At 73.1% G+C, this 23,139-nt stretch carries 22 protein-coding genes, 2 tRNA genes and 1 pseudogene; 14 read left to right on the forward strand and 11 right to left on the reverse strand.

Features of this window, described 5'->3' with window-relative positions; genetic code table 11:
- The 3 genes and pseudogenes from FV227_RS21045 to FV227_RS21060 form a co-directional block, all read right to left on the reverse strand.
- Nucleotides 1-373, reverse strand: a pseudogene (locus tag FV227_RS21045) (porin family protein); the annotation flags it as partial.
- A gap of 662 nt (nt 374-1,035) precedes the next feature.
- Entirely contained in the window at nt 1,036-1,314 is a 279-nt protein-coding gene (locus FV227_RS21055; RefSeq protein ID WP_147728421.1) for a hypothetical protein, read from the reverse strand.
- Nucleotides 1,314-1,523: a hypothetical protein gene (locus FV227_RS21060; protein ID WP_147728420.1), complete on the reverse strand. Its 210-nt coding sequence runs from the start codon at nt 1,521-1,523 to the stop codon at nt 1,314-1,316. Before FV227_RS21060 ends, FV227_RS21055 begins: the two co-directional genes overlap by 1 nt.
- 806 nt (nt 1,524-2,329) lie before the next feature.
- On the opposite strand from FV227_RS21060, the gene FV227_RS21065 reads away from it, so the two are divergent.
- Both FV227_RS21065 and FV227_RS21070 read left to right on the forward strand, forming a co-directional pair.
- The gene (locus FV227_RS21065; RefSeq protein WP_187274893.1) at nt 2,330-2,824 is read left to right on the forward strand and encodes a hypothetical protein; all 495 of its coding nucleotides are present in this window, start codon (nt 2,330-2,332) and stop codon (nt 2,822-2,824) included.
- Nucleotides 2,824-3,363, forward strand: a complete 540-nt coding sequence (locus FV227_RS21070; protein ID WP_147728418.1) for a hypothetical protein — start codon at nt 2,824-2,826, stop codon at nt 3,361-3,363. The genes FV227_RS21065 and FV227_RS21070 overlap by 1 nt, the downstream gene beginning before the upstream one ends.
- Before the next feature lie 486 nt (nt 3,364-3,849).
- Here FV227_RS21070 and FV227_RS21080 read toward each other — a convergent pair.
- The 4 genes from FV227_RS21080 to rocF all read right to left on the reverse strand — a co-directional run bounded on the left by FV227_RS21080 (nt 3,850) and on the right by rocF (nt 6,252).
- Nucleotides 3,850-3,925 (reverse strand) — tRNA-Asn (locus FV227_RS21080).
- Between the two features lie 240 nt (nt 3,926-4,165).
- Nucleotides 4,166-4,239: transfer RNA gene (locus FV227_RS21085), tRNA-Cys, on the reverse strand.
- Nucleotides 4,240-4,426: 187 nt separating this feature from the next.
- Entirely contained in the window at nt 4,427-5,311 is an 885-nt protein-coding gene (locus tag FV227_RS21090; RefSeq protein ID WP_147859823.1) for an urease accessory protein UreD, read from the reverse strand.
- Nucleotides 5,308-6,252: an arginase gene (gene rocF / locus FV227_RS21095; RefSeq protein ID WP_147859824.1), complete on the reverse strand. Its 945-nt coding sequence runs from the start codon at nt 6,250-6,252 to the stop codon at nt 5,308-5,310. The genes FV227_RS21090 and rocF overlap by 4 nt, the downstream gene beginning before the upstream one ends.
- 259 nt (nt 6,253-6,511) lie before the next feature.
- On the opposite strand from rocF, the gene FV227_RS21100 reads away from it, so the two are divergent.
- Complete coding sequence (locus tag FV227_RS21100; RefSeq protein ID WP_210246733.1) at nt 6,512-6,760, forward strand: DUF2171 domain-containing protein; 249 nt, start codon at nt 6,512-6,514, stop codon at nt 6,758-6,760.
- Nucleotides 6,761-6,870: 110 nt separating this feature from the next.
- Here FV227_RS21100 and FV227_RS21105 read toward each other — a convergent pair whose 3' ends face one another.
- The 3 genes from FV227_RS21105 to FV227_RS21115 form a co-directional block, all read right to left on the reverse strand.
- Nucleotides 6,871-7,656, reverse strand: coding sequence for an SGNH/GDSL hydrolase family protein (locus FV227_RS21105; RefSeq protein ID WP_243945963.1), 786 nt, complete (start codon nt 7,654-7,656; stop codon nt 6,871-6,873).
- Nucleotides 7,657-7,870: 214 nt separating this feature from the next.
- Nucleotides 7,871-8,326, reverse strand: a complete 456-nt coding sequence (locus FV227_RS21110) for an anaerobic typically selenocysteine-containing protein (RefSeq protein WP_147729670.1) — start codon at nt 8,324-8,326, stop codon at nt 7,871-7,873.
- Nucleotides 8,327-8,468: 142 nt separating this feature from the next.
- Nucleotides 8,469-9,920: a PLP-dependent aminotransferase family protein gene (locus FV227_RS21115; protein ID WP_147859825.1), complete on the reverse strand. Its 1,452-nt coding sequence runs from the start codon at nt 9,918-9,920 to the stop codon at nt 8,469-8,471.
- A gap of 367 nt (nt 9,921-10,287) precedes the next feature.
- Between FV227_RS21115 and FV227_RS21120 the strand changes: the two genes are divergently transcribed.
- From FV227_RS21120 to FV227_RS21155, 8 genes are all read left to right on the forward strand, one after another.
- The gene (locus tag FV227_RS21120) at nt 10,288-10,770 is read left to right on the forward strand and encodes an MSMEG_0572/Sll0783 family nitrogen starvation response protein (protein ID WP_147729031.1); all 483 of its coding nucleotides are present in this window, start codon (nt 10,288-10,290) and stop codon (nt 10,768-10,770) included.
- 42 nt (nt 10,771-10,812) lie between these two features.
- Complete coding sequence (locus tag FV227_RS21125) at nt 10,813-11,919, forward strand: Nit6803 family nitrilase (protein ID WP_246686372.1); 1,107 nt, start codon at nt 10,813-10,815, stop codon at nt 11,917-11,919.
- Entirely contained in the window at nt 11,912-12,958 is a 1,047-nt protein-coding gene (locus tag FV227_RS21130; RefSeq protein ID WP_243933860.1) for an MSMEG_0568 family radical SAM protein, read from the forward strand. Before FV227_RS21125 ends, FV227_RS21130 begins: the two co-directional genes overlap by 8 nt.
- A 1-nt stretch (nt 12,959) precedes the next feature.
- Nucleotides 12,960-13,517: an MSMEG_0567/Sll0786 family nitrogen starvation N-acetyltransferase gene (locus FV227_RS21135; RefSeq protein WP_147859826.1), complete on the forward strand. Its 558-nt coding sequence runs from the start codon at nt 12,960-12,962 to the stop codon at nt 13,515-13,517.
- Nucleotides 13,514-14,512 (forward strand): sll0787 family AIR synthase-like protein, encoded by a 999-nt coding sequence (locus tag FV227_RS21140; RefSeq protein WP_147844051.1) that lies wholly within the window; start codon nt 13,514-13,516, stop codon nt 14,510-14,512. Before FV227_RS21135 ends, FV227_RS21140 begins: the two co-directional genes overlap by 4 nt.
- Nucleotides 14,513-14,516: 4 nt before the next feature.
- A complete protein-coding gene (locus FV227_RS21145; protein WP_147729118.1) occupies nt 14,517-15,695 on the forward strand; it encodes an MSMEG_0565 family glycosyltransferase in 1,179 nt (392 codons plus the stop codon).
- Entirely contained in the window at nt 15,688-15,966 is a 279-nt protein-coding gene (locus FV227_RS21150) for an MSMEG_0570 family nitrogen starvation response protein (RefSeq protein WP_147729117.1), read from the forward strand. Before FV227_RS21145 ends, FV227_RS21150 begins: the two co-directional genes overlap by 8 nt.
- A 72-nt stretch (nt 15,967-16,038) precedes the next feature.
- The gene (locus tag FV227_RS21155) at nt 16,039-17,337 is read left to right on the forward strand and encodes an MSMEG_0569 family flavin-dependent oxidoreductase (RefSeq protein WP_147729116.1); all 1,299 of its coding nucleotides are present in this window, start codon (nt 16,039-16,041) and stop codon (nt 17,335-17,337) included.
- A gap of 21 nt (nt 17,338-17,358) precedes the next feature.
- Here the strand turns inward: FV227_RS21155 and FV227_RS21160 are convergent, their stop codons facing one another.
- Nucleotides 17,359-19,248 (reverse strand): selenocysteine-specific translation elongation factor, encoded by a 1,890-nt coding sequence (locus FV227_RS21160; protein ID WP_147859827.1) that lies wholly within the window; start codon nt 19,246-19,248, stop codon nt 17,359-17,361.
- Between the two features lie 424 nt (nt 19,249-19,672).
- Between FV227_RS21160 and FV227_RS21165 the strand changes: the two genes are divergently transcribed.
- The 3 genes from FV227_RS21165 to FV227_RS21175 all read left to right on the forward strand — a co-directional run bounded on the left by FV227_RS21165 (nt 19,673) and on the right by FV227_RS21175 (nt 23,108).
- Entirely contained in the window at nt 19,673-21,232 is a 1,560-nt protein-coding gene (locus FV227_RS21165; RefSeq protein ID WP_147859828.1) for a CYTH and CHAD domain-containing protein, read from the forward strand.
- Between the two features lie 54 nt (nt 21,233-21,286).
- The gene (locus tag FV227_RS21170; RefSeq protein WP_147859829.1) at nt 21,287-22,429 is read left to right on the forward strand and encodes a carboxylate-amine ligase; all 1,143 of its coding nucleotides are present in this window, start codon (nt 21,287-21,289) and stop codon (nt 22,427-22,429) included.
- Nucleotides 22,430-22,646: 217 nt separating this feature from the next.
- On the forward strand, nt 22,647-23,108 hold the full coding sequence (locus FV227_RS21175; RefSeq protein ID WP_147859830.1) for a tellurite resistance TerB family protein: 462 nt from the start codon (nt 22,647-22,649) through the stop codon (nt 23,106-23,108).
- Nucleotides 23,109-23,139 lie beyond the last annotated feature (31 nt).

The raw sequence follows: 23,139 nt of genomic DNA on the forward strand, positions 1-23,139 counted from the left end.
CGTACTGCGCGTCGGCCTCGATGCCGATCACGACGCCCGAGCCCGGGGTGAACTGGTAGTTGTAGCCGACCTGGCCACCGCCGGTGAAGCCGTCGTTGCCGCGGCTGCCGCCGAAGGCGAGCACGCCAGCGCGGTTACCACCGGCCGGGCCGGCGAAGATCGCGTTCTGCGGCGAGACACCGACGACGGTGGCGCCGCGGTTGTCGTTGGCATCGAAGCCGTAGCCGGCATTGATACCGAAGTAGGCGCCCGTCCAGGTGAACACCGGAACCGGGGTGAACACCGGCGGCGGAGCGCGACGCGGAAGGTCGGCGGCGGACGCGGCAGCGGTGAGAGCCGTGAAGGCTGCGAGGGACGTAAGGATCTTGTTCATATGTCGGGTGCCGATCGGTGTGCCTAGTTGACTGCTAGATACCCTTTTCCCGCGCAGTTGCTGTAGCGACTAAGACACACCTGCAATTCCTCTATTCTGATCCAATCACGCCCTCGCATCATGAGGCGCGCCCCGCCATCCGCACGCTTTCACGTAAGTCCCTGGTGGGCAAACAGCCCTGCTGTCTCGGCCTGGCTTTCCTGGGTCGCACTACGCGCGTTACCCCCAAAGTTCACACCCTGACTGACTGCCGAAGGGATCCGCTTCGAGGGCGCTGCAGTCGGGCGCCTGGCTGGCCCGTGGGCGCAGTTCGGTGCCACCGAATAGGTCGCCCAGCGCACGGCGCCGGAACGGCGACCGCCGCCGCTAATGCTCGGGCCGGTCGTGGTTCACGCGGCAGCGCGGTGAGGCTCTTGCCCTTCCCGTCACGCCAGGTGCCAACCTCGGCATTCCGCCACCGCCCGTCGCCCAGGTGGGAAACCATGCGCCCATGCGGTCGTCCGCAGCCCTCGCAGGCGCCGCCGGCACGCCGGAACCGGACCATGGCCGACAGCTCGCGCCCGTCGATCGGGTAGGAACAGCGGTCTGGATAGCTCGGCGGCCATCGATCTGCCGGCTGTGGTCTGCGCCGCATTCGCGGTCGGCAGATCCGTACCGAGCCGTCAGGTGGCGCTGCCCTCTGCTAAGGCCGCCAGGACGTCCGAGAGGTTCCTCTCGGCTCTCTCGTGGACACGGTCCAGGGCACGCTGGGCCGCGAGCGCGCCGGTGCCCCCGGCGGCGATCAGGGCCAGCATGTCCCGATACGTACCCTCGCCGCCCTCGCGATCGACGCGAAGCCTGGCCAGGTTGTGGATGGTGCGCGTCCGCAGGTTGTCGTCGAGCGCTCCCAGCAGGGTCCGAAATTCCGTATCGCGTGGCTGGCAGATGTAGGGGGCGATCATCAGGCCTGCCGCCTCGCGCGGATCATCCAGGCATCACGGTCCGCACGTGCCACGGCCAACTCCATCTGCAATTCCTCGACACGGGCATGCATCTCGCCGGCATCGACGGCGGTCTCGATTAAGAGTTCCTGAGCCTCGGCGAGCGCCGCGCGCAATTCCGCGTTCTCGGTCGCGAGCGCCAGGACCAGAGCCGTCGTCTCGTCGCTCATCCCTCAGCAACCCATCTGATCCACCGTGGACGCCGCCGCATCCGCGGCCAGCAGGTCGCTCGATCTGTTGCGACGGTCCTGTTTGCCCCTTCGAGCAGGGCCGCCGCCTACATTCCAGCCGACAACCTGCTCTCGCACCCTCGTGACCCGACGTTGGACGGACCCAGTGCGTACACGGGCCGACGGGGTAAGGCGCAACCCGATTCCGTCAGCGGCTGCCGAAAATTATTTTCGACCGCTGACCGCGCACGCCATTTCGACTTTCATACGCCGGCCGGATCGTAGGGGCTCCATTCAACGGAGCCACGCCGATGCCTCTCGCGAGGGACGGCGCCTGAAGGACAACCGCGGTCGCTACGTGCCGCCGGATCGGGGCGATCCGAACGGCGCGGAGGTTGGCTGGAAGGCCCCGGCCACGTTCCTGGAGCGGGCTGCCGAAGGATCGGCCGCCGACTGGGAGTAGCGGGGGGAGCACGAGGGGTTGGGTGCCAGCGGCTGATTGTGCGACGACCGTGTCGGGAGTCCATACCCCCGAGAGCGAGCGGGCTTCCGGCACCGGTGGCAGATCTGAGCGCCGAGGTTATCGAGCATCTGACGCTACATATGTCAGCGCTCCTCGGCATGTTGTGTTTCAACCGCCACAACGGTCTCTCAATAAAGAACCGCCGCGCGGAAGCGATATCAATTAAAGGCAATAAGAAGCGCGCCAGGTAGACACATCAGTATATTTTAGGCTTCTTGGACATGCTCACACCGTGAGCCCGGGATGGCGGTTCCGGAACGAAGCCAGGCGAAATGAAAGCGTCATGACGGGTCCGAGCAAGCGATACCCCTGGGAGAGCCCCTCCGAACTCGAAGCGCCTACGAATGTGACCTCCTCGACCGACACCCACCTGGCCAACGTGTTGAGGTTGGTCGGGCCTCTCGACGACATCGGTGGTGGAGGCGCTCCCACCCGTCGTTCCTCGCCACAGGATTGGTCGAAGCTGATCGAGCGGGTTCGGCATGCGGCCAATCACGCCCGCGAGGTCGAGGCGCAGGCTCAAGAACAGGAGCTGCGCGTCCAGGAGGTGCTCGACCGCGTCCGCGAAGATGTCCGCAACGCCGCCGAGCGGGTCCGAGTCGCTGAGGCGCGCACCGCTGAAATTCAGAGCCGTGCCGACGCCATGCTGAAGCTGGCCGACGAGAGGGTAAAGGCGGCCGAAGAGCGAGCGCGGATCGCGGAGGAGTGGCTCACACGCGTCTACGACACGATCGCGAGCGAGTTCACCCTTGAGCCGGATGTGAAGAGAACTGCGTGATGCCGAACTCAGCTCAGCGTCCTGCAATCACCGTCCGCCCGGCCGGACGTGATATCCCGGCCGACGATGCTTGGCGCAGCAGCTCCGAGCTGGCGGCCGGGCTGCAGTCCGTCAGCAAGATCGTACCCCTCTTCGTGGAGCCGGGCATCTCACCGCCAAGGCTTGCGGATGTCGGTCCTGGCGAAACCGACTGGCCTGCCGCGCTCGACCTGATCCGCGACGTTGGAGACCGCGTGCGCCGGGCACGCGATTTCGCGCAGGAGGTGTCCCGCCAGTCTCAGTCGATCATTCGCCGTAGCCTCAAGCAGACCGAGGAGGCCGAACGGCGCGCCGAGGCTGCCGAAGCTTCAGCGGCCGCGGCCATCGCCCGTGCCGAGAGGGCTGAGGAACTGGCTCGGCTGTCGGAAGCCAGGGCGAAGCTTGCAGAGAAGCAGGCAGAGGCCGCCAAGGCTGAAGAGGCTGAAGCTCAGCTATGGCTCAGGCGCGTGCATGCTTGCCTCAAGGACGAGTTCAAAGACCTGACCGAAGATCCGACCTGACCGTATCAACTGCCGTGAGGTGGCAGGGCATCGAACCGAGCCTCCGGCCCACCGTGGGCATCGGCGGCCGAACGATGCGAATTCTCGCTGCCGCCCGGTCCAGTGGCGCCGAGCGCCCGCGCTCGTTCGAGACAGCGGGTTGTGAGCGGCCATGGTCGTCGCCGCGTCCTCGAGGAAGGCGGCGATGACCGCCCGGTCCGCAATATGCGCCGCGGTTCGGAGTGATGCTGCGAGCTGGCGCAGCGCACGGTCTGCGCAAGGCGGGCGCGCGGCGGAGGAGGGCGCCACGGAGGCCGAATTGAACGCCTGGTTCGGATGGGCTGAGGGGAGCCGCGAGCGCGACCTACCTGCGCGGAGCCGACCGAGCGAAACTCGCCGAGCGGGTCGCAGAGAGGGCAGCAGCTCGAATGTCCATCTCCGCTTCTCCTGAACCGGTGCGGGGTTCGGAGCGAAAAGATCAATCCGAAAAATGGCTTGGAGAGGTGATGGCTCCCCGAGCAGGACTCGAACCTGCGACAAGGCGATTAACAGTCGCCTGCTCTACCAACTGAGCTATCGGGGATCACGGGGGGTGATCTACACAGCGTCGGTACGGCGCGCAAGGGCCTCGGGTGGATGTTTTGCATTTCGCGCGGGCTGCCTCGGGCGGCGCGAATGGAACCTCGGCAACAGCGTTGCGCCGGGGCCACGAGGCGGCCGCGCCACGAGGCTCAGGCTTCGCGTCGCGATGCCGGAGGACGCGCGGCGCCTGCGATCGATCGCCGGGGATGGGTCAAGGAAAAGTAGATGGGAGGACGTGACGTGGAGGCCTCGCCCGGAATCGAACCGGGGTGCAAGGATTTGCAGTCCTCTGCGTAACCACTCCGCCACGAGGCCTCGTCGCTCCGGCGCGGCCGTCGAAACGGGGCGCCCGCAAGATCCCGTGCCGGGCGGCCGGCGCGGGGTGAGGGGTCTCTAGCAGACGAGGCGGGCGCTGAGCAACGGGCGCGAGGCCGTATCTCCGCAGGATCGTCGGGCATTCGCGCTTTCGAAGGACCGCCGGCCGTCGAAAGCCGCCGAGCCCTCAGGCCTGCCACACCCGCGGGAGCGCCACGCCCCGGTAGCGGACGAGCAGGCGGGCGGCGACGGCGCGCAGCGGCCCGAGATCGGTGGCGAGGAGGCGGATCGCGAGGTGGCCGTTCCAGGCGCTCGCGCCGGCCTCGACCCCCGAGCCGGCGTTCGCGCCGCATTCCGCCAGCAGGCCCCGGGCCTCGTCCAGGCGCGCCTCCGCCCCGGGGGAGAGGTCGAGCACCGTCGCGTAGGCCCTGGCGCCGCCGCCGATCGCGGGCCGCGCGAGGCGGGCAGCGATCGGCCCGTCGAGGCGCAGGCTGTCGGCGTAGACGAGGCGGCAGCCCCGCCGGATGCGCCAGACGTCCTCGAACAGCCCCGCCTCCACCCGCTCGCCGCGGGCGGCCCGGCCGAAGGCCACGGCCTCGAACACCAGGAGCCCGGCATCGGGGGCGAGATCGGCCTCGAAGCGCCGCCGCAGGCGGGCGCGGTCGAACACGATCGTCTCCTGCGGCAGCCAGGCCAGCCGGGCCCCCGGGCCGAGGGCGACGCGGTTCGCGATTTGGCTCACCGGCCCGTCCGAGCGGTAGATCTTCTCCGCCGCGGTCGTGGTGAGGACGAGGTCGGCCCCGGCCTCGAGCGCGAGCGAGACCGCGAAGTCGTCGCCGCAGGCGATCCCGCCGGCGGTGTTGACCAGGATCGCCTCCGCGGCGCCCCCATGCGCGCGCGGGAAGCGCAGGCGCGAGGGGCCGGATTCGGCGAGGTCCGCGATCCGCGTCGCCGTGCCGGCGCCGTCGGCGGCGACGCGCAGCATCACCCGGCCGACCGAGCGCTGGCGCGCCGGCGCGGTCTCGGGCGAGACGGCGTCGGTCCGGTCCGAAACGGCGAGCCGGTCGCTCATCCGCGCGTCGCGGGCGCAGGCACGGCGGCGATCGGGGTCGGGCGGTCGAGGATGCGGCGGCCGAACAGGCTCGCGACCAGTTCCACCAGCACGCGGGCGCTGCGGCCGCGCTCGTCCAGGAACGGGTTGAGCTCGACCACGTCGAGCGAGCCGACGAGGCCGGAATCGTGCAGCATCTCCATGATCAGGTGCGCCTCGCGGAACGTCGCCCCGCCGGGCACCGTGGTGCCGACGGCCGGCGCGAGGCCGGGATCGAGGAAGTCGATGTCGAAGCTGACATGGAGGTGGCCCGAGGCCTCGGCGACCCGCTCCAGGCTGCGCCGGAGCGGCGCCACGACGCCGAACTCGTCGATGTGGCGCATGTCGGTGACCTCGACGTTGCGCGCGGCCACGAGGGCCCGCTCGCCGGCATCGATCGAGCGCAGGCCGAACAGGTGGACGCGGGTCGGGTCGAGGGCCGGGCGGTCGGGGTCGGCGAACAGGTCGGACAGGCCCGGCTCGCCGCAGAGCGCCGCCAGCGGCATGCCGTGCAGGTTCCCCGAAGGCGAGGTCTCCGGGGTGTTGAAGTCGGCATGCGCGTCGAGCCAGAGCACGAAGAGCGGCCGGCCGGTCCGCGCGCAGTGGCGCATCGCCCCCTCGACGGTCCCGAGCGACAGGCTGTGATCCCCGCCGACGACCACGGGCAGGTCGCCCGCGTCGAGGGCGGCCTCGACCTGGCGGGCGAGCACCCGGGTCCAGGCCGCGACCGCGGGCCTGCCGACCGCGTCGGCCGGCCCGTCGGGCACCGCATCGCCATGGTCGGCCACCGCGTGGCCGAGGTCGCGCAGGGTGCGGACGAGGCCCGCGGTGCGCAGGGCGGCCGGGCCCATCACGGAGCCGGGCTCGCTGGTGCCGACCTCCGTCGGCGCGCCGAGGATCGCGATACGTTCCGGGCAGTCCATCCCCACCTCGTCCGTACGGAACCGTGCCGGTTCCTGCGCCGTGCGGCGTGACACGCTTGCGCGACGAGCCCGTGTCGGGGCCGCCGCCTCGGGCCTCGGCCGGGAACGACCGGCGACACGAAGGGCCGCCATGCGAAGGCTCACGCCGCGATAGGGCATGCGCAAGCCGCGGGCCAGCGGCCGGCCCGGCGCGGGAAACGGGCGGGGCCCCGGGCGGTTGGGAGGGACGCCGGCCGCGGCGCAGCGAGGGAGATCGCCCATGCCGAACCGTTTGCAGACCGTCGGGTGCCGTGCTTTCGCCTCCGCCGCGGCGATCCTGCTCGCGCCCGCGGCCGAGGCGCAGACCACGCCGGCGGCGGGCGCCGCCCGCATCGCCGAGCACATGGAGGTGGTCGGCGCCGACGGGGCGCATGTCGGCACCGTCGACAAGGTCGAGAACGGCACCATCGTCCTGGCCGAGACCGACCGGGATGCCGGCGGACGCCATCACGCCGTGCCGATCGCGTAGATCGGCACGGTGGACGGCAAGGTGCTGCTGACGAAGCCGGCGGCCGAGGCGAAGGCGCAGTGGGATCGGGCGGACAAGCCGACGGACGGGCCGAAGCGCTGAGCCGGGCGCTACTCGGCGACCGCCTCGGTGACCTGGACGCGGCCGGCATCCTCGATGATCGCGGCGGCGGCGGCCTTGGCGAGCATGGCGTAGCCGCGGTCGGCCATGTGCAGGCCGTCGGCGGAGAAGAGCTGGCTGTGGGTCAGCTTGCCGTCGCGGATCCAGCCGCGCATCAGGTCGGCGCGGCGGATCACCGGCACGTCGAGCGCGTCGCCGATCTCGCGCACCGCGTCGCGGAAGCGGTCGGAGCCGGGGGTGGCGTCGAGCTTCGGGCACCATTGCGGCTCCATCAGCACGACGTCGATGCCGGCCTCCTGCATCCGGCGCACGGCGCTGACCGTCGCCTCGCGGAAATGCTCGATGGTGACGCCGCGCAGCGGGTCGTTGCTGCCGGTCTGCCAGATCACGAGCTGCGGCTCGGCGGCGATCACGTCCCGCTCGAGCCGGCGCAGCATGTCGTCGACGTGCTCGCCGCCGATGCCGCGGTTCAGCACCGTGATGCTCGCGGCGACGCTCGGCAGGGCGGCGCGGAGATCCGCCTGCAGGCGGGCGGGATAGGCGTTGGCCGGCGTGCTGGCGCCGATGCCCTCGGTCGAGGACGAGCCGAAGGCGACGATGCGCAGCGGTGCGCCGATGGCGATCTGCCGGGCGACGTGCGGCAGGTCGATCTCGGCGACCGCATCGCCGAGGCCGAAATCGAACGGGACCGGGAGGAGGTCGGCGTAGGCGAGCACCGCGCTCGGCAGGACGAACAACCCGGTGAGCAGGGCGACGCCGCGAATCAGTCCCCGCAGGGGTTTCGTGACGCGGCGGGCGGACGCGGTGTTCGGCACGGGCACCATCGGAGCGTTCGGGCTTGCGGGATCCGAATACGATCCTACGGGGCCGACCGAAAGGTCCCGTCTGCAACACCTGTTGAATTCCGATTGAATTCGTAACGCAAAATTAAGGCTGAATTCCGGTGATACCTGTTCGGACGCCCGCGCCGCGGCTCGTCGGCTTCGCCGATCAGTTCGCCGGCGGCGTGAGCACGAGCTTGCCCACGAACGGCGCGTTCTTGTTGGCCGTGCTGGTGCAGGCGAAGTCGTGGTCGCCGGCCTCGAGCGTCCGCACGCGCAGGGTGCCCTGGCCGTCCCGCTTGATCAGGTAGCCCTTCTCGCTCGCCACGTGGACGAGGTCGCCGTCGGCATGGAGCACGTGGCCGTTCTCGAACAGCCCCGCCGCTGTGATCGTCACCGGCGTGTCGGCGTGGCTGACCACGTGCAGCGCGACGTCGGTGTTGGCGGGCAGGCGCAGCTCCGCCGGCGCGCAGACCGGCTTGCCGCCCTCGGCGGTGATCGTCAGCTCGACCGGCGGCATCACGGCGCTCGACGGCGCGGGCAGGGGCTTGCCCTGGGCATGGCCCGCGGCGGTCCCGAGGACGAGGAGGGCGGCCGCGGCGAGGTCGCGTCGAAGATGCTGCATGAAAGTCCGTCCGGAGAAGCGTGAGCGAAGGGCATCGCGCGGGGTCGCGCGGCCTCGGGATAGGAGCGGAATGGCAGCAGGCGCCGGCGAGTTCCGGCACGCGACGCCGCACCGGCGGCTCGCGACGGGGTCGGGCAGGCGCTCAGATGTAGGCGGAGGCGAGCGTCGGCGCGCGCCCGAGCGCGTGAGCCAGCACCTCGAGCGCCTGGGCGACCTCGGCGCGGGCGCCGACGCCGCCGAGGCAGATCCGCACCGCCTCGGGGGCGGGGCCCGCGGCGCAGAAGGCGTCGCTCGCGACGACGCCGAGCCCGGCGGCGCGGCCCTGGCTGGCGAAGGCCGAGCGGGTCCAGCCCTCGGGCAGCCGCATCCAGAGATGGAAGCCGTTCGGATCGGAGCGGACCAGCTCCCCCGGCAGCAGGCGGGCGGCGATGGCCTGGCGCGCCTGCGACTCGGTGCGGACGAAGCCGAGCACCGCCTCGCCGGTGCCGTCGAGGATCCAGCGCGTGGCGAGCGCCGTGGTGAGCGGCGAGGCCATCACGGTCGCCGCGCGCAGGGTCGAGGCCAGCGGCAGCGCCGCGCGGGCGCTCGGCGCGACGCAGTAGGCGAGGCGCAGCCCGGCCCCGAGGCACTTGGCGAGGCCGGCGACGTAGTAGGTGATCTCGGGGGCCAGCTGCTGGAAGCTCGGGGGCGGGTCCGGGCAGACGAAGCCGTAGGCGTCGTCCTCGACGATCGCCACGTCGTAGCGGCGCGCCACCGCGAGGATCGCCTCGCGCCGGCCCCGGCCGATCGTCTGGGTGGTCGGGTTCTGCAGCGTCGGGTTGAGGTAGAGCGCCTTGGGCGCGAGCCGGGTGCAGGCGGCCGCGAAGGCGTCGGGCTCCAGCCCGTCCGCGTCCGTCGGCAGGCCGACGAGCCGCAGGCCGCGATGGGCCGCGAGCGAGCGGATGCCGGCATAGGTCAGCGCCTCGGTGCAGAGCACGTCGCCGGCCTGCGCCACCGAGCCGAGGATCGCGTCGAGGGCGCTGTGCGCGCCAGGGCAGAGCAGGAGCCGGTCGTGGCCGGCGACGACCCCGCGCCGCGCGAGCCAGAGCCCGCCGGCCTCCTTGTCGGCGTCGGTGCCGCCGAAGCCCTGGTAGCGCAGGAGGTTGGGCAGGTCGTCGGCGATCGCCGCGACGCCGGCCCGCATCCGCGCCTGCAGCCGCGGGTCGTCGGGCTCGGGCGGCAGGTTCATCGAGAAGTCGACCGCGCCGCGGCGGCGCGGCAGGGCCGGGCGGGGCGCCTGGAGGCTGCGCGCCGGATCGCACACGAAGGTGCCCTGGCCGACCCGCGACTCGACGAGGCCGCGGCCTTGCGCCTCCACGTAGCCGCGGGCCACCGTGGTGAAGTTCAGGGCGAGGCGGGCCGCGAGCACCCGCTGCGGCGGCAGGCGCTCGGCGACCGCGAGCTTTCCCGTGCGGACGTCCTCGGCGATCGCCTCGACGATGGCGAGGTAGTGCGGCTTGCCGAAGCGCCGCAGGTCGGGGCACCAGCCGTCTTCCGGGCGCGATCCCGGAGCGGGCGCCCCGGAGACGCGTGATTTCGGCGTCGCGCGGCTCATTCTCGCCTCCCGACCGGTCAGGATGCAGTCAATCGTCGATTGATCGGGAGCAATCGGCGTGCCGCACGCCCGAGCGCCGCGAACCGCGCGAGCGATACGGTCAATCCGGTCAAGTACTCGCCAGAGAATTCAAAATAATGGCGCCCATTTTATCGGCAGATGCCGCGTCGTTCGGCGACGTTTCCAAACAGACGTCGATCGCGCCGCATCGACCATTGACCGCATGATTGACCGCATCCCGCACCGGGCGCCGAAACGGCACGTCGTCGGCGTCTCGCTGGCACAGGGATTGCCATCCTCGATTGAACCTGCGGCCGGGATCATTCGATCCGCCGCAGGCCGCGATGCACAAGAGGGAGTGCGGCCGATGCCTGCCGTCAGCACCGACAAGCACAAGAAGGGCGATTACTTCGTCGATTACGAGGAGAAGGTCTTCGAGGACGTGAAGGCCGAGCCGGGGCAGAAGGCCCTGGTGACCTTCCACACCGTCGCGTTCGAGGGCTCGATCGGCTTCGTGAACCTGCTCCAGGCCACGCGCCTCCAGCGCAAGGGCTTCGACACCTCGGTGCTGCTCTACGGCCCCGGCGTGACGCTGGGCATCCAGCGCGGCTTCCCGACGCTCGGCGACGAGGCGTTCCCGGGCCACCTCAACATGAACAACCAGATCGCGAAGTTCATCGCCGAGGGCGGCAAGGTCTATGCCTGCCGCTTCGCGCTCCAGGCGCTCTACGGCCACGGCGAGCCCTCGCTGATCGAGGGCATCCGCCCGATCGCGCCGACCGACGTCCTCGACATCGTGCTGCTGCACAAGCGCGACAACGCCGTGATCATCGACACCTGGACCGTCTGAGCGGCCGGCCGCCGGCACCCATCACGAGCGAGGAGGCGGACAATGGCGGAGCCGCGCATCGTCCGGGCCGCCGCGGTCCAGATCGCGCCGGACCTGGACCGGCCCGAGAACACCCTGGAGCGCGTGCTGAACGCGGTCGCGGACGCGGCGGGGAAGGGGGCGCGCTTCGTCGTCTTCCCCGAGACCTTCGTGCCGTACTACCCGTACTTCTCCTTCGTCAGCCCGCCGGCAATGCAGGGGGCGGAGCACCTGCGGCTCTACGCGCACGCGGTCGTGGTGCCCGGCCCCGTCACCGAGGCGGTCTCGGCCGCCGCCCGCCGCCACGGCATGGTGATCGTGCTCGGCGTCAACGAGCGCGACCACGGCACGCTCTACAACGCGCAGTTGATCTTCGACGCCGACGGAAGCCTGGCGCTCAAGCGCCGCAAGATCACGCCGACCTACCACGAGCGCATGATCTGGGGGCAGGGCGACGGGGCGGGTCTCACCGTGGTCGACACCGCCGTCGGCCGCGTCGGCGCGCTCGCCTGCTGGGAGCACTACAACCCGCTCGCCCGCTACTGCCTGATGACCCAGCACGAGGAGATCCACGCGGCCCAGTTCCCGGGCTCGCTGGTCGGCCAGGTCTTCGCCGACCAGATGGAGGTGACGATCCGCCACCACGCGCTCGAAGCCGCCTGCTTCGTGGTCAACGCCACCGGATGGCTCTCCGAGGACCAGATCGCCAAGGCCTGCCCGGAGGAGGGCTTGCGGGGCGCGATGCGCGGCGGCTGCTTCACGGCGATCGTCTCGCCGGAAGGGCGGCTGCTCGCCGAGCCCCTGCGCGCGGGCGAGGGGCTCGTGATCGCCGACATGGACCTCGCGCTCGTGACCAAGCGCAAGCGGATGATGGACTCGGTCGGCCATTACGCCCGGCCCGAGCTGCTCAGCCTCAACCACGACGCGCGCCCGGCGCTTCCCGTGACGACGACGCCTCCCGCGACGAACCGCCTTCCCGCGACGACCCGGAGTTCAGACCATGGACAGCCCGCTCCTGACCGGTTCGACCGCCCCGTCGCCGGCCTCCCCGGCTCCGGGCCCGGCGGCGCCCGGCCTTCCGACCGAGCGGCTGATCAACGCGCTGCAATCCTACGGAGTCCGGCTGGCTGACAGCCGCCCCGGCGTCCAGAGCCGGCGCGGCGGGGCCGGCCCCTCCGACCACAAGGCGATGACGATCTCGGGCCGCACGGTGATGGTGCCGGTCCACACCGCCACCGCCTTCGAATCGCCCTTCCTCGTGCAGCGCCCGGGGCCGGACGGGTTCAGCCTGATCGAGCACGACGGCGCGGTGGTCGGGCGGGTGACCTTCCCGGACAAGCCGCGCTTCTACGCGCTCCAGACCTTCGACGGGGTGCCGTATTCCAAGATCGCGGTGCTGCACGGGCGCGACGTCCTCGCGACCACCGTGCTGCAGACCTGCATCCGCTACCAGAGCCGCACGAGGACCTGCCAGTTCTGCGCGATCGGCCAGTCGCTGGCGGCCGGCCGCACGGTCGCGCACAAGAGCCCGCAGCAGCTCGCCGAGGTGGCCCGCGCCGCGGTGCTGCTCGACGGCGTCAAGCACATGGTGATGACCACCGGCACGCCGAACGCCACCGACCGCGGCGCCGCGGTCCTGTGCGAGAGCGCCTTCGCGGTGAAGGCCGCGGTGGACCTGCCGATCCAGGCGCAGTGCGAGCCGCCCGACGACGACCGCTGGTTCTCCCGCATGCGGGCCTCGGGCATCGACGCGCTGGGCATGCACCTCGAGGCGGTGACGCCGGAGGTCCGCAGCCGGATCATGCCCGGCAAGGCGAGCGTCCCGCTGGAGCGCTATCTCGAGGCCTTCGCGGCCGCGGTGCCGGTGTTCGGGCGGGGCCAGGTCTCGACCTACATCCTCGCGGGCCTCGGCGACGCGCCCGAGGCGATCCTCGGGATGGCCGAGCGGCTCGTGGCGCTGGGGGTCTACCCGTTCGTGGTGCCGTTCGTGCCGATCTCGGGCACGCCGCTGGAAAGCCACCCGGCCCCGTCCCCCGACTTCATGCACGCGATCCTGAAGCCGCTGGCCGGGATGCTGGCGCGGGCCGACCTCCGCTCGGCCGACATCAAGGCCGGCTGCGGCCGCTGCGGTGCCTGCTCGGCGCTCTCCGCCTACGAGCGGAGGCCTTGAGATGTTCGAGCCGGTCGCCCCGTATCGCGCGAGCCTGTTCCGGGTGAAGTTCGCCACCGCCCCCTGGGAGCGGCGCGCCTGCGCGCGCCTGCGCCGCGCGGTGTTCTGCGCCGAGCAGGGCCTCTTCGCGGGGAGCGACGCGGATGCGCTCGACGCGCATGCGATCCCGATCTGCGCCCTGTCGACGCTCGGCGGCGACCCGGACGCGGTCGTCGGCACCGTCCGCATCCATGCGGCGCCGGAGACGCCCGGCGAGTGGTGGGGCTCGCGGCTCGCCGTCGAGCGCGGGCATCGCCGGGTCGGGGCGCTCGGCGCCGGGCTGATCCGGGTCGCGGTGTCCTCGGCCCATGCGCGCGGCTGCACGCGCTTCCTCGCCCACGTCCAGGCCGGCAACGCCGCCCTGTTCGCCGGCCTGCACTGGGACGACCTCGGCGCGGTCGACCTGCACGGCCGGCCGCACCGGCTGATGCGGGCCGACCTCGCCCACTACCCGCCGATGCACGATCCCGAGCACGGGCTCGTCACCCTGCCGCGCGGCCGGCCGGCGACGGCCGCGTGACGGCGCCCCCCAGCCTCGACGCCATCGCCCGCGCCGTCCGCGAAAGCCGCGGGCTGGCGCACAAGCGCGACATCGACGCGGTCGTCGGGAGGCTCGGGATCGGCCGGCTCGGCGCGCGCGGCCTCGCGGTCCCGGCCGGGGACGACTGCGCCGCGATCCCCGACGGCGACGGGCACCTCCTGCTGGCGATCGAGGGCTTCCTCGACGGGTTCGTCGCCGCCGACCCGTACTTCGCCGGATTCTGCGGCGTGATGGTCAACGTCAGCGACATCGCGGCGATGGGCGGGACGCCGGTCGCGGTGGTCGACGCCCTGTGGAGCCGCGACCAGGACCACGCCGACCCGGTGCTCGCGGGCCTGCGGGCCGGCGCCGAGGCCTACGGCGTGCCGGTGGTCGGCGGCCACACCAACACCCGCAACGGCGCCGAGCACCTCGCGGTGGCGATCCTCGGCCGGGCCGGCCGGCGCCTGCTCACCAGCTTCGACGCCGCCCCGGGGGACGTGCTGATCGCCGGCATCGACCTGCGCGGGCGCTTCCGCGAGCCCCATCCGTACTGGGACGCCGCGACCGGCGCGCCGCCGGAGCGCCTGCGCGGCGACGTCGCGATCCTGGCGGGGCTCGCGGCCGACGGCCTGGCGCGGGCCGCCAAGGACATCAGCATGGCCGGGCTCGTCGGCACCGCGCTGATGCTGATGGAATGCTCCGGCGTCGGCGGCCGGATCGACCTCGACCGGCTCCCGATCCCCGACGGCGTCGCGCTGGAGCGCTGGCTCACCGCCTTTCCGAGCTTCGGCTACCTCGTCGCGGCCGCCCCCGCCGAGGCGCCCGCGGTCGTCGGGCGCTTCACCGAACGCGGGATCGCGGCCGCCGGGATCGGCAGCCTCGACGCGAGCCGGGTCGCGCGGGTGGCGCGCGGGACGGAGGAGGCAGTGGTGTGGGATTTCGGCAGCTCGCCGCTGATCGGCTGCGGCGCGACCCGCGGCGAGGGAGCGTGAACCCATGCCGCGGCAGCTGCGCATCGCGATCCTGACGCATTCGACCAACCCGCGCGGCGGCGTGGTGCATGCCCTGGCGCTGGCGGAAGCGCTGTGCGGGCTCGGGCACGAGGCCAGCGTGCACGCCCCCGACCCCACCGGCGGCGGCTTCTTCCGCCCCGCGCGCTGCCCCACCGTCTCGGTCGCGGCCAAGCCCGCGGCCGGGACGACGGTCGAGCTCGTCCGGGCGCGGATCGCCGACTACCTCCGCCATTTCGCGACGCCGGCGGCCTGCGACTTCGACCTGTTCCACGCCCATTGCGGCATCGGCGGCAACGCGCTCGCGACCCTGGCCCGCCGCCGCCTGATCCCGGGCTTCGTCCGCACCGTCCACCACGTCGACGCGTTCAGCGATCCGCAGCTCGCGCAGTGGCAGGACCGGGCGATCCTGGACGCGCAGGCGCTGCTCTGCGTCAGCGCCGGCTGGAAGGGCGTGCTCGCGAGCGATTACGGGGCCGAGGCGACGATCGTCGGCAACGGGATCGACACCGACGCCTACGCACCCGAGCCGGCCGACGACGACGCGGCGGTCGCGGCGCGCTTCGGCCTCAGGACCGGCCCGGTGCTGCTCGCCGTCGGCGGCTTCGAGGCGCGCAAGAACACGCTGGGCATCGTCGCAGCGTTCGCCGCGTTCCGGGCCTCGCACCCGGAGGCGCAGCTCGTGGTGGCGGGCGGCGCCTCGCTCCTCGACCACGCGGATTACCGGGCCCGCTGCCGGGACGCGCTGGCGCGGGCGGGTCTCGCCGTCGGGCCCGGGCAGGCGGTGGTCGAGACCGGGCCGGTGGCGCAGGCCGTCATGCCGGCCCTCTACCGCCGCGCCGACGCCCTGGTGTTCCCGTCGCTGAGCGAGGGGTTCGGCCTCTGCGTGCTCGAGGCGATGGCGAGCGGCACCCCGGCGATCGTCTCCGACTGCGCGCCGTTCACCGAGTATCTCGGGCCCCGCGACGCCCTGTTCGTCGATCCCGACGACGCCGCCGCGATCGCCCGCGCGATGAAGGCCGCCCTCGACCCGGAGGTCCGGGCGCGCCTGATCCCGGCCGGGCTCGCGATCGCCAAGACCCATCCCTGGCGGCTCTGCGCCGAGCGGCACCTGCCGGCCTACGCCGCCTGCGCGCGCCGGCGCTTGGAGACGTCCCATGCCTGAGATGCGCTTCCACATCCGCTGGCCCGACGGCGCCCGCGAGGCCTGCTACTCGCCCTCCCTGGTGATCAAGGACCACCTCGCGGTCGGCCAGGACTATCCGCTGGCCGAGTTCGTCGCGCTGAGCCGCACCGCGCTCGGGATCGCGAGCGAACGGGTGCGCGAGCGCTACGGCTTCCCCTGCGGCCGGGCGCTCGCGCAGCTCGCCCGGATCGAGGAGGGCGCGCGCCGGCAGGCGCCGGGCACCGTCCACGTCGAGGCCTTCGAGGAATGACCGTTCGCGAGGAATGACCGTTCGCTCCGCCCGCACGCGGGCGGGCCTTCGCCAGAGACCAGGAGACGCGCCATGAGCCGCCAGCCCGAGCCGGACACCCATTCGCCCGCGCACTGGCCCGTGATCGTCGTCGGCGGCGGCCAGGCCGGGCTCGCGATGAGCCGGCAGCTCGCCAACCGCGACATCCGCCACGTGGTCTTCGAGAAGAACCGCATCGCGCACACTTGGCGGACCCAGCGCTGGGACAGCTTCTGCCTCGTCACCCCGAACTGGCAGTGCCGGTTGCCGGACTTCCCCTACGACGGGCCGTCCCATGACGGCCGGGACCCGCACGGCTTCATGCGGCGGGAGGAGATCGTCGGCTACATCGAGGCCTATGCCCGCCACATCGCGGCGCCCCTGCGCGAGGGCGTCGGCGTCGCGGCGATCCGCCCGCGGCCCGAGGGGGGATTCGCCGTCGCCACGGGGGAGGGGGTCCACACCGCCGACGCGGTGGTGCTGGCGATCAGCGGCTACCACCTGCCGGCGATCCCGGCGATGGCCGCGGGCCTGCCGGCGGAGGTGCGGCAGGTCCATTCCTCGGCCTACCGCAACCCGGCGCAGATGCCGGACGGGGCGGTGCTCGTCGTCGGCTCCGGCCAGTCCGGCTGCCAGATCGCGGAGGACCTGCACCTGGCCGGCCGGACGGTGCATCTCGTCACCGGTTCGGCGCCGCGCTGCCCGCGGGTCTACCGCGGGCGCGACGCCGTCGACTGGCTCGCCGAGATGGGCCAGTACGACCTCACGGTCGAGAAGCATCCGCTGAAGGACGAGGTCCGGCGCAAGGCCAACCACTACCTCACCGGCCGCGACGGCGGGCGCGACATCGACCTGCGCCGCTTCGCCCTGGAAGGCATGCGCCTGCACGGGCGGCTGACGGGCATCGACGGCCCCCGCCTCGCCTTCGCCGACGATCTTGCGAAGAACCTCGACGGGGCGGACGCGGTCCATGTCGGCATCCAGGCCGCCATCGACCGGCACATCGCGGCAGCCGGCATCGCGGCCCCGGAGGAGGCGCACTACGCCCCCGTCTGGCAGCCCGGCCCGTTCGAGCCCGTGCTCGACCTCGCGACGGCCGGAATCCGCAGCGTGATCTGGGCGACGGGGTTCCGTGCCGATTTCGGCTTCGTCGAGGCCGACATCCTCGACGGCCGCGGCCTGCCGGTGCACCGCCGCGGCGTCACCGCCCAGGACGGGCTCTACGTCGTCGGCATGCCCTGGCTCTGGACCTGGGGCTCGGGGCGCTTCTCCGGCATCGCGCAGGACACCGCCTACCTCGCCGACGCGATCGCCGGAGCCGCCGCCGCGCAGCCGCTTCCGATCGCCAGCTGAGACGGCGGCCTCCGCGAAGGCCTACCCGACGATCACCCGCCGGTCGCCGGCCCGGCGGGTGAAGCCGGTGGCGTCGAGGTGCTCGAGCAGCGGGATCGAGAATTTTCGCGAGATGCCCAAGGCCGCCCCCGCCTCGCGGGCGAGGAAGCCGGATTCGGGCTGGGTCGCCCCGGGGAAGGCGGTGCGGAGCTTGGCCCGGGCCTCCTCCACCGCCGCCTTGTGGAACAGCACGGCGCGGCGCTGCACCCGGTCGACGGCGCGGATCACCGTGCCGGCGCCGACGAGGTAGGTCAGCGCCTCGCGGCGGCGCACGTCGCGCCCGATCGCCTCCGCCTCGTCGGGCGGGTTGAGCCCGGCCTGGCGGAACACGGCTTCCAGGCGCCGGGCGACCTCGCTCTCGTTGCGGGCCGGGTTGAACGCCGCGCGGCGGAAGAGGGCGCCGCCTTGCGCGACGTCGCCGGTGGCGACGAGGTCGCGCAGGGCCGCGGCGGCGACCGGCTCGGCGAGGCCGAGCGCCTTGACGATGCGCTCGGCCGGCAGCCCGTGCTCCATCGGCTGGTCGCGATGGTGGCCGGCGAGCACCGCCAGGATCGCGTCGCGAAGGCTCGCGAAGGCCGGGCCGCCGAGGATGCGCTCGCCGACCTCGCGGGCGCCGAGCGCCGGCAGCAGCGCCCGCACCCGGTCCGGCGCCGTGCCGCTGACGCGGGCGAGGTCGCGCAGGCCGGCGCCGGCCGCGCCGGCCTGCGCGAGGCGGATCGCCAGCGCCTCGGCCGGCCCGCCGCCGGCGAGCCCGGCGAGGTCGGCGAGCACGCGCGGGTCGTGACGCTTGCGGCGGCGGCTGTCGGGATCGAGCACCCGGCCGCCGGCCACCGTGATCGCCGGCGAGTCGCGGCGCAGGATGAACGGCTCGCGCGCCGGCACGGTGACCGCCGCGTCGAGATGGAGCTGCGCCGGCGCCATCGCGCCGGGCTCCAGCGCGTCGCGATCGAGGAGGCGCAGGCGGGCCGCGACCTCGCTGGTGCCGAACAGCAGGCGCAGGGCCGTGCCGCCGGGGAGCGGATCGCCGCCCGGGCTCGCGGTGAGCGACACGTCGAGCCAGCGCGACGGCACCAAGAGGTCCGGCGGCGCGAGCGCCTGCCCCCGGCTCAGGTCGGACAGGCCGACGCCGCGCAGGGCCACCGCCGTCCGGCGGCCGGGCTCGGCCGTCGCGACGGCGCGGCCGTGGATCTGCAGCCCGCGCACCGTCGCCGTCGGCCCGCCCGGCACGATCGCGACCGCGTCGCCGACGGAAAGGCGCCCGCGCCGGAGCGTGCCGGTGACCACCGTGCCGAAGCCGGCCCGCGAGAACACCCGGTCGACCGGCAGGTAGGGGAAGCCGTCGTCGGCCCGCGGCGGGCTCGCGTCGAGGAGGGCCGCCAGCGCCTCGGACAGGGCGGGAAGGCCGGCGCCGGTCAGCGTCGAGGTCGCGACGACGGCGGGCGCCTCGAGGCCCGCCCGCGCGGCCACCGCCGCGACCTCGGCCGCCCGCTCGGCGAGGGCGTCGGGCGCGACGAGGTCGGATTTCGTGAGCGCGACGACGCCGCGGCGGACGCCGATCAGCCGGGCGATCTCCAGGTGCTCGATCGTCTGGGGCTTGATGCCCTCGTTGGCGTCGACCGCCAGCAGCACCGCCCCCATGCCGGTGGCGCCCGAGATCATCGCGCGGACGAAGCGCTCGTGGCCGGGCAGGTCGACGAGGTCGATCTCCCCGTCGCGTCCCTCGGGCGCGAGGAGGGCGAAGCCCGGCACGATCGAGACGCCGCGGGCCTTCTCTTCCTTCAGCCGGTCGGTCTCGATGCCGGTGAGCGCCCGCACCAGCGCGGTCTTGCCGTGATCGACATGTCCGATCACGCCGACGAGGAGTGTCTTCATCGCTTATCGTCACCGTCCCGACCGGGCGTGCCTCCGAACCGTCGCCGCCGCGCGCCCGCCCCGGATGGCGGTCGTTCGGGGGCATGGCCGGGAGACGCACCGAACACGCGCACCGTTCCCGTGAACGAGGACGACGCGCAGCCCAATCCGCGACGCGACCGCCGGCTCGGCATCGAGCCGAGGCCCCGCCCGGATGCGGCGGGACCCGCAAGACGGTCGGGTCGATTGTGCACAACACGCTCTTGCGCCAAGCTTTTGCACGAAGCGTCGGTCGCGCAAAGGGCAAACTTTGCGGATGCGGCCGAGGGCGCCACCGCCGCCCTGCGCGTGCTACACGGCGGGCGATCCGGACGGATCGGAGGTGGCTCCGATGCGTTCTCGCGGTGACAGGGGCTGCGGCCCGGAACGGACGGACGAACGCTTCATGGACACGCCGCGGGAGATCGAGCTGAAGCTGGAATGCACGGGCCCAGACCTCGCCGCACTCGGTGCCCATCCGCTGCTGCAGGGGCAGGCCGACGGGGCCGCATCCGAGCCGAAGCTCCTCGCGGCGACCTATTTCGACACCGCCGACGGCGCGCTCCGCGAGGCCGACCTGACCTTGCGGGTGCGTCGGACGGGCGAGGCCTTCGTGCAGACCGTCAAGGCGGGCTCCGGCGCGGCCGGGCTGTTCGACCGGGCGGAATGGGAGAGCCCGGTCGCCGGCGAGGCGCCGGAGCCGGCGGCCTTCGCCGACACGCCGGTGGCCGATCTCCTCGCGAAGGCCGAGGCGCCGGACCTGGCGGCCCAGTTCCGCACCGTGGTGATGCGCTCGGTCCGGCCCGTGACCTACGGCGCCTCGCGGATCGCGGCGACCCTCGACGAGGGCCGGGTCGAGACCGACCGGGGCGATGCCCCGCTGTGCGAGCTCGAGCTGGAGCTCGAATCCGGCGATCCGGCCGACCTGTTCGCGCTGGCCCAGGCGCTCGCCGAGACGGTGCCGCTGCGGATCGGCGTGCTGTCGAAGAGCGCCCGCGGGTTCGCGCTGCGCGACGGCAAGGCCGCGCGGCCGAGCAAGTCCGACATGGCGCCGTTGCCGAAGGACGCGACCGGCGGCGAGGCCTTCCGCCACATCGCGCTCGGGTGCCTGCGGCACCTGCGCCTCAACGAGGACGTCTGGGGCCACGCCCGCGACCCGGAGGCGCTGCACCAGATGCGGGTGGCGCTGCGGCGGCTGCGCACCGCGCTGTGGCTGTTCAGGCCGATGCTGGCGGGCGACGCCCGGGCGGCCACGCTCGGCGACGAGATCAAGCGCGTCACCGAGCCGTTCGGCCGGGCGCGCAACCTCGACGTCTTCCTCGAGACCACCCTGCCCGACGAGATCGCCCGGCGCCCGGACGAGCCGGGGCTCGCCGGCCTGCGCGAGCGCCTGGAGACCGAGCGCGACCGGGCGCACGACGCCGTCGGCGCGATCCTGACCTCGCCCGAATGGCGCAGCCTGCTCCTCGACCTCCTGGCCTGGATCGAGGCCGGCCCGTGGCGGGAGGGCGTGGGCAAGCTCCGCGACGCGCCCGCCCGCGACCTCGCCACGGAGGTGCTGGAGCGCCTGCGCCGGCGGATCGCCAAGCGCGGCCGCCACATCGAGCGGCTCGATCCCGAGGCGCGTCATCGCGTCCGCATCGCCGGCAAGAAGCTGCGCTACGGCGCCGAGTTCTTCGCCGGCCTCTATGGCGGCCGGAAGGCGCGCCGGCGCCACAAGGCGTTCGCCGCCGCCCTCTCCGACCTGCAGGACCACCTCGGCGGCCTCAACGACCTCGCCACCGCGCATGCGGTGATGGCCGGACTCGCCGATGCGTCCGGGCCCGCCTCGGACGCGCTCGACGGCCAGGCGCTGTTCGCGGCGGGCCTCGCCACCGCCGATTCGGAGGCGCAGGCGGACGAGCTGCTCGCGGGCGCGGCCGAGGCCCACGGCACGCTGGCCGACCTCAAGCCGTTCTGGCGCTGAACCGGGCGCCCGTCGGCGCGTAGACCCCTCGCGGACGGCGCGGGGGGAGGCGGCATGGCTCACGTCTACAGGTTCGGCATGGAGGAGGAGTTCTTCCTCGCCGACGCCGAGACCCGCAACACCCCCCGCAAGACGTCTCGCGGCCGGGTGAGGGCCTTCCATGCCGCCGTCCAGGCGCGGATGGAATCGGCCGAGCGGGAGATGCTGGAGAGCCAAGTCGAGACCTGCACCCCGCCCTCCGACAGCATCGCGGAGACGCGCGCGCGCCTGATCGCGATGCGGGCCGACCTCGCGACGATCGGGCGGGAGCACGGGTTGCGCGTCTTCGCCGCCGGCACCCACCCGGCCGCGACGTGGCGGCGCCAATCGACGACGCCGGCCGAGCGCTACCGCGGGATCATCGACGACCTGCAGATCGTCGGGCGGCGCTCGGTGGTCTGCGGGCTCCACGTCCACGTCGAGGTGCCGCGTCCCGACGCGCGCCTCGACCTGCAGAACCGGCTGATGCCGTTCCTGCCGATCCTGCTCGCGCTCTCGGTCTCCTCGCCGTTCTGGGAGGGGCAGCGGACCGGGCTCGCCGGCTACCGGCTCAGGGCCTATGCCGAGCTGCCGCGCACCGGCCTGCCGGAGCTGTTCGCGGACGCCGCCGACTACGACCGCTACGTCCGGGTGATGACCGCCTCGGGCGCGATCGCGGATGCGAGCTTCCTGTGGTGGCACCTGCGCGCGTCGGTGAAGTACCCGACGCTGGAACTGCGCATCGCCGACAGCTGCTCCGAGATCGAGGACGGGCTCTGCATCGCCGCCCTGTTCCGCTGCCTCGTGCGCCTGCTCGACCGCGATCCCGGCGTGAATGCCGGCCTCACCGGGGCGGCGCGCGGCTTCGCGATGGAGAACCTGTGGCGGGCCGAGCGCGACGGGGTGCGGGCCGAGCTGATCGACGCCACGCGGGAGCGGGCGGTGCCGATGGCCGAGATCGTCGAGGGGCTGCTCGCGCGCCTCGCGGAGGATGCCGACGCCCTCGATTGCCGGGCCACCTGCGAGCGCGCCCGCACCATCGTCCGGCACGGCACGGGGGCCGACCGGCAGCTCGCCGCGTACGCGGCGGCGCGCGCGGCCGGATCGTCGGACCGCGCGAGCCTCGGAGCGGTGGTCGACGCCCTGGCCGACGAGACCGCGTCGCCGAAGCCCCGATGAGGCCGGACCATGCGGGCCGGGCGCGCCCGTTGGGGGTAGGCACGCCCGGCCCGACGGTCGGCCGGCATCCGGACCGAGAGGCCGGACGACGGGCCATCATCGCGCCCGCGTATTTCCCAAGCATGTCCGTTCGCCGCGGGGGCATCGGCGCAACACGGACCGCCCGGGTTCTGTTATCTCCCCCGACGCATCGGCGCCCCTCAACGACCCGGTTCCCATGAGCATCCTGAAAGACATCTTCGGCCGCCTGACCCAGGCGGTGACCGCCTATGCCGGCGACAAGGCACTGATGCTGGCGGCGGTCTCGGCCGCCGCCAACGTCATCGTCGCCGACGGGGAGGTGGCCGGCACCGAGTTCGAGACGGCGCTGGCCGGCCTCAGGGCCAACCCGATCCTCGAGAAGGGCTACGACACCCTGATGCTGGAGGCCGAGCTCTACGACGGGATCGCCCGCGCCCGGACGCGGGCGGGCCGGGCCGAGAACCTGCGCCACGCCGCCGCGCTCGCCGACCGGCCGCAGGCGCAGCGCGAGAACGTCTTCCTGATCGCGGCCGACGTCGCCGACCAGGACGGGATCAGCGGCATCGAGGCGGTGGCGCTGGCCGAGATCGCCGCCGCGCTCGGCGTCGACGGGAACGCGCTGCTCGGCGCCTCGCCGGTGCGCCGCCCGGCGCCGTGAGCCGCGCCTGCGGGGCCTGACGCGCCTGCGG

The organism is Methylobacterium sp. WL119, from assembly GCF_008039875.1.
Lineage (GTDB): Bacteria > Pseudomonadota > Alphaproteobacteria > Rhizobiales > Beijerinckiaceae > Methylobacterium.

Excerpts from the sequence above, each read along its gene's own strand:
- FV227_RS21110 (WP_147729670.1), bottom strand. The coding sequence starts at position 8,326 with ATGCAGCATCTTCGACGCGACCTCGCCGCGGCCGCCCTCCTCGTCCTC.
- FV227_RS21165 (WP_147859828.1), top strand. The coding sequence starts at position 19,673 with ATGGACACGCCGCGGGAGATCGAGCTGAAGCTGGAATGCACGGGCCCA.
- FV227_RS21135 (WP_147859826.1), top strand. The coding sequence starts at position 12,960 with ATGTTCGAGCCGGTCGCCCCGTATCGCGCGAGCCTGTTCCGGGTGAAG.
- FV227_RS21090 (WP_147859823.1), bottom strand. The coding sequence starts at position 5,311 with ATGAGCGACCGGCTCGCCGTTTCGGACCGGACCGACGCCGTCTCGCCC.
- FV227_RS21150 (WP_147729117.1), top strand. The coding sequence starts at position 15,688 with ATGCCTGAGATGCGCTTCCACATCCGCTGGCCCGACGGCGCCCGCGAG.
- FV227_RS21155 (WP_147729116.1), top strand. The coding sequence starts at position 16,039 with ATGAGCCGCCAGCCCGAGCCGGACACCCATTCGCCCGCGCACTGGCCC.
- FV227_RS21115 (WP_147859825.1), bottom strand. The coding sequence starts at position 9,920 with ATGAGCCGCGCGACGCCGAAATCACGCGTCTCCGGGGCGCCCGCTCCG.
- FV227_RS21160 (WP_147859827.1), bottom strand. The coding sequence starts at position 19,248 with ATGAAGACACTCCTCGTCGGCGTGATCGGACATGTCGATCACGGCAAG.
- FV227_RS21120 (WP_147729031.1), top strand. The coding sequence starts at position 10,288 with ATGCCTGCCGTCAGCACCGACAAGCACAAGAAGGGCGATTACTTCGTC.
- FV227_RS21175 (WP_147859830.1), top strand. The coding sequence starts at position 22,647 with ATGAGCATCCTGAAAGACATCTTCGGCCGCCTGACCCAGGCGGTGACC.
- FV227_RS21100 (WP_210246733.1), top strand. The coding sequence starts at position 6,512 with ATGCCGAACCGTTTGCAGACCGTCGGGTGCCGTGCTTTCGCCTCCGCC.
- FV227_RS21170 (WP_147859829.1), top strand. The coding sequence starts at position 21,287 with ATGGCTCACGTCTACAGGTTCGGCATGGAGGAGGAGTTCTTCCTCGCC.
- FV227_RS21070 (WP_147728418.1), top strand. The coding sequence starts at position 2,824 with ATGCCGAACTCAGCTCAGCGTCCTGCAATCACCGTCCGCCCGGCCGGA.
- FV227_RS21060 (WP_147728420.1), bottom strand. The coding sequence starts at position 1,523 with ATGAGCGACGAGACGACGGCTCTGGTCCTGGCGCTCGCGACCGAGAAC.
- rocF (WP_147859824.1), bottom strand. The coding sequence starts at position 6,252 with ATGGACTGCCCGGAACGTATCGCGATCCTCGGCGCGCCGACGGAGGTC.
- FV227_RS21125 (WP_246686372.1), top strand. The coding sequence starts at position 10,813 with ATGGCGGAGCCGCGCATCGTCCGGGCCGCCGCGGTCCAGATCGCGCCG.
- FV227_RS21145 (WP_147729118.1), top strand. The coding sequence starts at position 14,517 with ATGCCGCGGCAGCTGCGCATCGCGATCCTGACGCATTCGACCAACCCG.
- FV227_RS21055 (WP_147728421.1), bottom strand. The coding sequence starts at position 1,314 with ATGATCGCCCCCTACATCTGCCAGCCACGCGATACGGAATTTCGGACC.
- FV227_RS21065 (WP_187274893.1), top strand. The coding sequence starts at position 2,330 with ATGACGGGTCCGAGCAAGCGATACCCCTGGGAGAGCCCCTCCGAACTC.